This window comes from Kitasatospora sp. NBC_00458, from assembly GCF_036013975.1.
In the GTDB taxonomy this organism is placed as follows: domain Bacteria; phylum Actinomycetota; class Actinomycetes; order Streptomycetales; family Streptomycetaceae; genus Kitasatospora.
The window spans coordinates 6716504-6726923 of record NZ_CP107904.1 but is presented as its reverse complement, the minus strand read 5'-3'; the positions used below and the strand labels follow the sequence as shown (position 1 = coordinate 6726923).

Annotated in this window: 1 protein-coding gene; it reads right to left on the bottom strand. The window is 70.7% G+C overall.

Features of this window, described 5'->3' with window-relative positions; genetic code table 11:
- Window position 1: 1 nt before the first annotated feature.
- Window positions 2-10375 carry a type I polyketide synthase gene (locus OG550_RS28005; RefSeq protein ID WP_327682117.1) on the bottom strand — a complete coding sequence of 3458 codons (10374 nt, stop codon included), beginning with the start codon at window positions 10373-10375 and terminating at the stop codon, window positions 2-4.
- Between the last annotated feature and the right edge of the window lie 45 nt (window positions 10376-10420).

Here is a 10420-nt window from a genome sequence, read left to right as displayed (position 1 = left end):
TTCACGACTCGCCGAATGCGCTGTCGATGAAGTCGAAGAGATCGTCTGCCGATGCCGAACGAAGCTTGTCCGCAACGTCGTCGCTTTCAGCGGCGTTCGACGAATTCCCGCTCCACTGGGAAAGAAGGTTCTTGAGCCGGGAGGCGACCAACGCCTGCGTCGCCTCGTCGGGAGCGGAGGCTGCCGTGAGCAGCGCTTCCACCCGGTCGAGTTCCGCGACCAGCGCGGTTTCCCGCGGTGCGGGGCCGTCGTCCACGATCTCGCTCTGGAGGTGCTGGGTGAGCGCTGCGGGAGTGGGGTAGTCGAAGATCAACGTGGCCGGCAACCGGAGCCCCGTCGCCGCGTTCACCCGGTTGCGCAACTCCACCGCGGTCAGCGAGTCGAACCCCGCGTCGAGGAACCCCAGTTCGGCACCCACCGCGTCCGCCGTCGCATGCCCCAGCACCGCGGCCGCCTCACCGCAGACCAGATCCAGCAGCACACGCCGCTGCTCCACCTCCGACAGACCCGCCAACCGGCCCTTCAACACCACGACCGCGTCCTGGCCACCGACCACCGACGACGCCCTGCGGACAGGAACCCGAACCAGACCCCGCAACAGCGCCGGCACCCCGCCCGACGCCGCCGCCTGCGACCGGAACACCGCCAGATCCAACCGCGCCGGCACCGACACCGCCTCACCCCCCGAGCAAGCGGCGTCGAACAGCTCCAACCCCTCCCGCGACGACAGACCACGAAGCCCACTACGGGCCATCCGCTGCACACTGCCGTCGCCCAGGGCCCCGGTCATCCCGGAGGCCTCCGCCCACAGACCCCACGCCAGGGACACCGCGGGCAGCCCCTTCGCCCGACGGTGCTGCGCCAACCCGTCCAGGAACGCGTTCGCGGTGGCGTAGTTGCCCTGCCCCGGCGCACCGAACGTCGCCGCCACCGACGAGAACAACACGAACGCCGACAGGTCCAGGTGCTCGGTGAGCTCGTGCAGGTGCCAGGCCGCATCCAACTTCGGACGCAGAACCGTGTCCAAACGCTCCGGGGTGAGCGACTCGACCACCCCGTCGTCCAGCACACCCGCCGTGTGCACCACCCCCGTCAGCGGTGCCTGCGCCGGGATCCGCGCCAGGAGCGCGGCCAGCGCCTCCCGGTCGGCCACGTCACAGGCCTCCACCGTCACACTCGCACCGGCCCCGGTCAGCTCCGCGACCAACTCCGCCGCCCCCGGGGCATCCGCACCACGCCGACTCGCCAGCACCAGATGCCGCACCCCGTGCCCCACCACCAGATGCCGCGCCACCAAAGCACCCAGCGTGCCGGTCGCACCCGTCACCAGCACCGTGCCCGCAGCGCCGAACGCCGCCTTCGCACCACCCTCCACCGACCCCGCACCCGCAGCCCGAACCAGCCGCGGCACGAACGCCACACCACCGCGCACCGCCACCTGCGGCTCGTCACAGGCCAACACCCCCGGCAGGACACCGGACACATCACCGTCGACGTCCACCAGCACGAACCGACCCGGATGCTCCGACTGCGCCGAACGCACCAGACCCCACACCGACGCCGCTGCCAGATCCGCGACACCGGCGCCGGACTCCACGGCCACCGCACCCCGCGTCACCACCACCAGACGCGAACCCGCCCACCGCTCATCCGCCGTCCAACCCTGCAACACCCCCAGAACACCCGCCGCAACCCCCCGGACACCCACCACCGGATCCCCGGACCCACCGGACACCCCGAGCACAACCGTCCCCGGAACCTCCAACCCCGCATCGACCGCCGCACCAAGAGCAGCCAGATCCACGAACCGACCGCCCTCCTCGACCGCCGGCCCTGCCTCAACCTCACCCAGCCAGGCCCAACGGTCGCTCTCTGCCGGGCGCTCGGAACCATCGAGTAGCGGCGTCCAATCGACCCGGAACAGCGAATCCCGGCCGGCGACGGCACCCGGCGCGGCATGAATCTGAGCGTCCGTCACCGGCCGCAACACCAAGGACTCCACGGTCGCAACCGAAGCACCCGTGGTGTCCGCGACGTGGATCGACATCACATCGGTGCCCTGAGAGGACAGCCGGACACGCAATGCGGATGCACCGACCGCATGCAGGGACACGCCCTGCCAGGAGAACGGCAGCCGGCCCCGGTCGTCGTTTCCGGTCAGGTCTCCTGCCCCCACACCGTGGAGGGCCGCGTCGAGCAGGGCGGGGTGGATGCCGAAGCGGGGCGCCTGGGCCTGCTCGTCGGCGGGCAGGGCGACCTCGGCGAAGACCTCCTCGCCCCGGCGCCACGCCGCCCGCAGGCCCGCGAACACCGGACCATAGGCGAACCCACGCTCGGCGAACCGCTCATAGAGGTCCGACACGTCCGCGACCTCGGCGCCCTGCGGCGGCCACTCCGACCAGTCGACGGCCGACGCGGTGTCACCCGCGAGGGCGCCACCGGTCAAGACACCGGTGGCGTGCCGGACCCACTCGCCCTGCGGCGACTCCTCGGCGTCGCCCTGGATCCGCGAGTGCAGGGTCAGCGAACGACGACCCGACTCGTCCAACTCGCCCACGGCCAGCTGGATCTGGACACCACCGCGCTCGGGCACCACCAACGGCGCCTCCAGCGTCAACTCCTCCACGTGCTCGCAACCGACCTCGGCACCGGCACGAAGAGCCAGCTCCAGCATCCCCGTCCCCGGCACCAACACCGTCCCCGCCACCGCGTGATCCGCCAACCACGGATGCGTCCGCAGCGACAACCGACCCGTGAACAGGAAACCGTCACCGGCCGCGAGCGCCACCGCCGCACCCAGCAGCGGATGGTCCGCCGAACCGAGCCCCGCCGACACCACGTCCCCGACACCCGTCGTGGCGTCGATCCAGTACCGCTCGTGCTGGAACGCATAGGTCGGCAGGTCCACGCGGCGGGCGCCCTGGCCGTCGAACAGCCGTGTCCAGTCGACGGCCACGCCGTTGACGAACGCCTCCGCGACGCCCTGCACCAGCGCCAACGGCTCCGGACGATCACGACGCTGAACAGCCACACAGGCGACGTCCTCGCCGTCCAGGGTGTCGGCCGCCATCGCCGTCAGCACACCGTCCGGACCCACCTCCACGAACGCCCGCGCCCCCGCCGCATGCAGCGACCGCACACCCTCGTGGAACAGCACCGCCTCCCGCACATGCCGCACCCAGTACCCAGGCTCACACAACACATCCGACGCCAACTCACCCGTCACGTTCGAGACCACGGGAATCCGCGGCGTCCCGAACTCCACACCCTCCAGAACCCGACCGAACTCCTCCAACATCGGATCCATCAACGGCGAATGGAACGCATGGCTCACATTCAACTCACGCGTCTTACAACCCTCCGCCACCAGCACCGCAGACACCTCCGCCACAGCGTCGGCCTCACCCGAGACCACCACCGACCGCGGACCGTTCACCGCCGCAACACCAACCCGCCCCCCGAAACCGGCGAGCACCTCCTCCACCCGCGCGAGCTCCGCACGCACCGACACCATCGCCCCACCCGCCGGCAACGCCTGCATCAACCGACCACGCGCCGCCACCACCACGCACGCGTCCCGCAACGAGAACACCCCCGCCACGAACGCCGCGACCACCTCACCCACCGAATGACCCGCCACGAACCCCGCAACCACACCCCAACTCTCCAACAAACGGAACAACGCCACCTCGAACGCGAACAACCCCGCCTGCGTGAACACCGTCCGATCCAACAGACCGGAACCGTCCACACCACCCTCCGCGAACATCACCTCACGCACACCACCCGACACACCCGCAGCCGCCAACTCACCCGCCAGACACACGTCCAGCTCACCACACACCTCGTCCAACGCAGCCGCGAACACCGGATACACCCCGTACAACCCACGACCCATCCCCGCACGCTGCGCACCCTGACCCGAGAACAACACCGCCACCCGACCAGCACCCGCGACACCCGCGACACCACCACCCGCCGCCAGCGCCTCCAGACCAGCCAACGCCTCCGCCCGATCACACGCCACCACCACACCACGGTGCTCCAACACCGCACGACCACTCACCAACGACGAAGCCACATCGACATCACGCAGGCCATCACGCTCGCCGACGAACGACACCAACCGCCCAGCCTGCGCAGCCAACGCCCCAGCAGACTTCGCCGACACCACCCACGGCACCACCGGCAACGACGGCTCGACGGATTCCCGATCCGCGTCCTCGCCCTCGGCCGACTCCGCGACCAGGGTCTCCACCGGGGCCTGCTCCAGGATCGTGTGCGCGTTCGTCCCACTGATACCGAACGACGACACCGCAGCACGACGCGGCTGACCCGTCTCCGGCCACGCCCGCTCCTCCGTCAGCAGTTCCACCGCACCCGCCGACCAGTCCACCTGCGACGACCGCTCATCCACATGCAGCGTCCGCGGCAGCACACCATGCCGCATCGCCATCACCATCTTGATCACACCCGCCACACCAGCAGCAGCCTGCGTATGCCCGATGTTCGACTTCAACGAACCCAACCACAACGGCCGCTCGACAGGACGATCCTGGCCATACGTCGCCAGCAGCGCCTGCGCCTCGATCGGGTCACCCAACCTCGTGCCCGTCCCGTGCGCCTCCACCACATCCACCTGAGCCGCCGTCAGACGCGCACTCTCCAACGCCTGCCGGATCACCCGCTGCTGCGACGGACCGTTCGGCGCCGTCAGACCGTTCGACGCACCGTCCTGATTCACCGCGCTACCGCGCACCAGAGCCAGCACCGGATGCCCGTGACGACGCGCATCCGACAACCGCTCCACCAGCAACATCCCCACGCCCTCACCCCACGCGGTGCCGTCCGCGCCGGCCGCGAAGGCCTTCACCCGACCATCGACCGCCAGACCACGCTGACGACTGAACTCCACGAACCCGATAGGAGTCGACATCACCGTCACACCACCGGCCAACGCCAGATCACACTCACCCTGCCGCAGCGCCTGCGCGGCCAGATGCAGCGCCACCAGCGACGACGAACACGCCGTGTCCACCGTCACCGCCGGCCCCTCCAGACCCAGCGTGTACGAGATACGACCCGAGAAGACACTCGCCGCGTTCCCCGTCCCCAGGAAACCCTCAAGACCCTCACGACTACCCGCATCACCCATCAACAGCGTCGCGTAGTCCTGACCGTTGGTACCCGCGAACACACCCGTCCGACTACCCCGCAACGACGTCGGATCGATCCCCGCAGCCTCCAACGCCTCCCACGACGTCTCCAACAGCAACCGCTGCTGCGGATCCATCGCCAACGCCTCTCGCGGAGAGATCCCGAAGAACCCCGCATCGAACCCGGCCACATCCGCAAGGAACGAACCCTCACGCACATACGACCGCCCCACCCGCTCAGGATCAGGGTCGTACAACCCCTCGACATCCCACCCGCGATCCACCGGCCACGGCGAAACCGCATCCCGACCGGCCGCCAGCAGACCCCACAACTCCTCCGGAGAGCCCACACCCCCCGGAAACCGACACCCCATGCCGACAATAGCGATCGGCTCCTCGCCGACCGCTGCCCCCGTAGCGGTCAAACCCCGTCCCCCCGAAGCAGCCGAAACCGCAGTCGGCGACCCACCGAGCAACTCCGACAGGAGATGACCGACCAAGATCGCCGGACTAACGTAATCGAAGACCAACGTGGCGGGCAACCGCAGTCCGAAGACTGCATTCAACCGATTCCGCAGCTCAACGGCGGTCAACGAATCAAAACCGAGCTCCTTGAACGCCCGCACCGCATCAACCCCCTCCGCCGAGGAGTGACCCAACACAGACGCCACCTCGGACCGCACCACACCCAACACCACAGCCCGACGCTCCGCCTCGGACAACCCCACCAACCGCTGCACCAACACCGCACGGGAGTCGTCCGCGCCTGCCGGGGCGACAGCCGCAGCGGCGGACCACTCGCGGACCTCAGCGAGCTCCCCGATCAGCGCGGTGGGCTTCTCGCCGGTGCTCAGGGCGCGCCGCCAGTCGACATCGGCGACCACCAGGAAGGTCTCGTCGGCGTCCAGCACCTGCTGCAGCGCCGCGGTGGCCAGCTCCGGGTCCATCGCCGGCACGCCCCGGTGGCGAAGGCGCTGCTCGACCGCTCCCTCGGCGAGGCCGCCGCCCGCCCAGTGGCCCCATGCCACCGACGTGGCGGGCAGTCCGGCGGCCCGGCGGTGGTGCGCGAGGGCATCCAGGAACGCGTTCCCGGGTGCGTAGTTGCCCTGTCCGGCGCCGCCGAACGTCCCCGCGAACGAGGAGAACAGGACGAATGCCGAGAGGTCCATGTCCCGGGTCAACTCGTGCAGGTTCAGCGCGGCGGCCTTCTTCACCCGAAGCGCGCGGTCCACCTGGTCCAGTGTCAGGTCGTCGAGCAGCGCGTCGTCGAGCTGCGCCGCGGTGTGGATGACGGCGGTCAGCGGGTACTGCTCCGGGATCCCGGCCAGCACCCCCGCCAACGCCTCACGATCAGCCACATCACACGCCACGACCGTCACCTCCACCCCCGCACCCGACAACTCCGCCACCAACTCCGCCACACCCGGCGCAGCCCCACCCCGACGGCTCGTCAGCACCAGATGCTCCGCCCCCGCACGCGCCAACCACCGCGCCACATGCGAACCCAGCGCACCCGTACCACCCGTCACCAACACCGAACCCGACGCCCGCCACGACGACCCACCACCCGAACCCGCCGAACCGGCCGAACCCGCCCGCACCAGACGACGCCCGAACACCCCCGACGCCCGCACCGCCACCTGATCCTCACCCGAAGACCCCGCCAACACCCCGCACAACCGCTCCCACACCCGCCCCTCCAACACCCCCGGCAGATCCACCACACCACCCCACCGCCCCGGATGCTCCAAACCCACCACCCGACCCAGACCCCACACCATCGCCTGCACCGGACTCGACACCACATCCACCGAACCCACCCCCACAGCACCCCGCGTCACACACCACAACGGCGCCTCCACCCCCGCATCCCCCAACCCCTGCACCAACACCAACGAACCCCCCAACCCCACCGGCACACACCCCGACTCCCCCTCCGCCAAAGCCAACAACGACACCACACCCCGCACCCCACCACCCACCGACGACACAACCCCACCCAACGCCCCCGCAACCCCCACCCGATCCAGAACATCCCCCACAACCACCCGAACCACCCGAGCACCACCCACCGTCAACGCAGCCTCGACACCATCCGCCGCCTCCCCCGCACCCGACACCGGCACCACCAGCACCCACACACCCGACAGCGCCCCACCCGCCGGCTCACCCAGCGGACGCCACTCCACCCGGTACCGCCAACCGTCCACCACAGCCTGGTCCGCGCTGCGCCGACGCCACGACGTCAACGCCGGTATCACCTCACCCAGCACCTCACCGTCAACCCGCAGGTCCGCCGCCAACGACGCCACGTCCCCACGCTCGACCGCATCCCAGAAGGCACTCTCCTGGGGGGTCGCGGCCGTGGCCGGACCGGTGGTGGCCGAAGCCCCGGGCTCAAGCCAGTGGAACTCGCGCTGGAAGGCGTAGGTGGGCAGTTCCACCCGCTGGGCCCGGTGGCCTGAGAACACGGCCCGCCAGTCCACCGCCACCCCGGCGACGTGCAGTGCGGACAGTGAGGTCAGGAGGCAGTGCAGACCGTTGGTGTCGCGGCGCAGGGTCCCGACCACAACGGGCGCCCCGGTGTCCGGTCGGGCCCCGGCCTCCGGCTGGGCGGCGTCGACGCTCTCCTGCAGGCCCATGGTCAGTACGGGGTGGGCGCTGACCTCCACGAAGGCCTGGTTCCCCTGGGCCAGCAGCAGGCTCGTGGTCTCCTCGAACCGGACGGTCTGCCGCAGGTTGCGGTACCAGTAGTCGGCGTCCAGCCCGGCCGTGTCCAGCAGGCCGCCGGTCACCGTCGAGTAGAACGGGATGTCCGCGGAGCGCGGTGCGACCGGCGCCAGCACGTCCAGCAGGTGCTCACGGATCGCCTCCACCTGGTGGGAGTGCGAGGCGTAGTCGACCGGGATCCGGCGGGCCCGGACCGCCCGCTCCTCACAGGCGGCCAACAGACCGTCCAGAGCGGCCGGTTCACCGGAGACCACCACGGAGGACGGCCCGTTGACCGCCGCCACGGAGATCGCCGCGCCCCAGGGAGCCAGCATCGGCGCCAGCTCGTCGGCCGACAGCGGGACCGACACCATGCCGCCCTTGCCGGACAGTTCGGCGGCCAGTGCCTTGCTTCGCAGCGTCACGACGCGGGCCGCGTCCTCCAGCGTCAGCGCGCCCGCGACGCAGGCCGCCGCGATCTCGCCCTGGCTGTGACCCATCACCGCGGCCGGCCGGACGCCCGACGCGCTCCAGACCTCGGCCAGGGAGACCATGACCGCGAAGAGCGCCGGCTGGACGACGTCCACGCGGTCCAGGGTCGGGGCGCCGGGTCGGCCGTGCAGGACGTCGACCAGCGACCAGTCCACGAACTGTTCGACGGCGGTCGCGCACGCGTGCAGGCGGTCCCGGAACACCGTGGAGGATTCGAGCAGGTCCAGTGCCATACCGGCCCACTGGGAGCCCTGCCCCGGGAAGACGAACACCGTCGCGACCCGGGAGGCGGCCGCCGAGCGCAGCACGCCCGGCGCGACCTCGCCGCGGGCCAGTGCGTCGAGGCGCTCCAGGTGTCCCTCGCGGTCCTCCGCCAGCAGGACGGCGCGGTGTTCGAGGGCGGCGCGCGTAGTGGCGAGGGCGTGACCGACGTCGGCGTGGTCCGGCTCGGGGTGGGCGTCCAGATGATCGCGCAGGTTCCGTGCCTGGGCCTGCAGGGCCTGCGCGCTCCTGCCCGAGAGCACCCAGGGCGTCAACGGGAGGCGGCCCAGGACGACGGGCTCGACGGCCTCCGGTGCGGCCTCCGGGCCTGCCGGCGCGGCGACGTCCGCACCGCCCTCGGCCGTCTCGACGGCCGGAGCCTGCTCCAGGATGGTGTGCGCGTTGGTGCCGCTCACACCGAACGAGGAGACGGCGGCCCGTCGGGGCTCGCCGGTGTCGGGCCAACTCACCGCCTCGGTGAGCAGCGAGACGGCGCCGGCCGACCAGTCCACGTGCGGAGTGGGAGCGTCCACGTGGAGGGTGCGCGGCAGCACGCCGTGCCGCATCGCCATCACCATCTTGATGACGCCGCCCACACCGGCGGCCGCCTGGGTGTGGCCGATGTTGGACTTCAACGAACCCAGCCACAAAGGGCGTTCGGCCGTGTGCTCCCGGCCGTAGGTCGCCAGCAGCGCCTGCGCCTCGATCGGGTCACCCAGCTTCGTGCCCGTCCCGTGCGCCTCCACCACGTCGACCTGAGCCGCCGTCAGGCGCGCGCTCTCCAGTGCCTGGCGGATCACGCGCCGCTGCGATGGCCCGTTCGGCGCCGTCAGACCGTTCGACGCACCGTCCTGGTTCACCGCACTGCCCCGCACCACCGCCAGCACCGGATGGCCGTTGCGCCGCGCATCGGACAACCGCTCCAGCAGCAGCATGCCGACGCCCTCGCCCCAGGCGGTACCGTCGGCCGCGGCCGCGAACGGCTTGCACCTGCCGTTCGGGGCGAGACCGCGCTGCCGGCTGAACTCGATGAAGCCCTCCGGCGTCGCCAGGACGGTGACACCGCCGGCCAGGGCCAGGGTGCACTCGCCCTGCCGCAGCGCCTGGGCCGCCAGGTGCAGCGCCACCAGCGACGAGGAGCAGGCGGTGTCGACCGTCAGCGCCGGTCCCTCCAGACCGAGCAGGTAGGAGATGCGCCCGGACATGACGCTGCCGGCCGTGCCGGTCAGGATGTACCCTTCGACCTCTTCCGTCGCCTCCTGGAGGCGCGGGCCGTAGTCCTGGGCCATACCGCCGACGAAGACGCCCGTCCGACTCCCCTTCAGGGACGAGGCGTCGATCCCCGCCCGCTCCAGGACCTCCCAGGACGCCTCCAGCAGCACCCGCTGCTGGGGATCCATCGCCTGGGCCTCGCGGGGACTGATCCCGAAGAACCCCGCGTCGAACATGGCCGCGTCATGGAGGAACCCGCCCTCCCGCACGTACGTCGTGCCGTGGCGCTGGGGGTCGGCGTCGTAGAGCCGCTCCACGTCCCAGCCGCGGTCGGTCGGGAACTCGGAGATCGCGTCGGCGCCCTCGGTGACGAGCTGCCAGAGGTCCTCGGGCGACTGCACGCCGCCCGGGTAGCGGCAGCTCATCGCGACGATCGCGATGGGCTCGTGATCCTTGTCCTCGACGGTCCGCAGGCGTTCGCGGACGTCGTGCAGGTCCGCGGTGACGCGCTTGAGGAAGTAACGGAGCTTGTCTTCACTGGCCATTCGATGTTCCCAAGAAAGATGGTTCGGCGGACTGGTTCGGGACGA

Excerpts from the sequence above, each read along its gene's own strand:
- OG550_RS28005 (WP_327682117.1), bottom strand. The coding sequence starts at position 10,375 with ATGGCCAGTGAAGACAAGCTCCGTTACTTCCTCAAGCGCGTCACCGCG.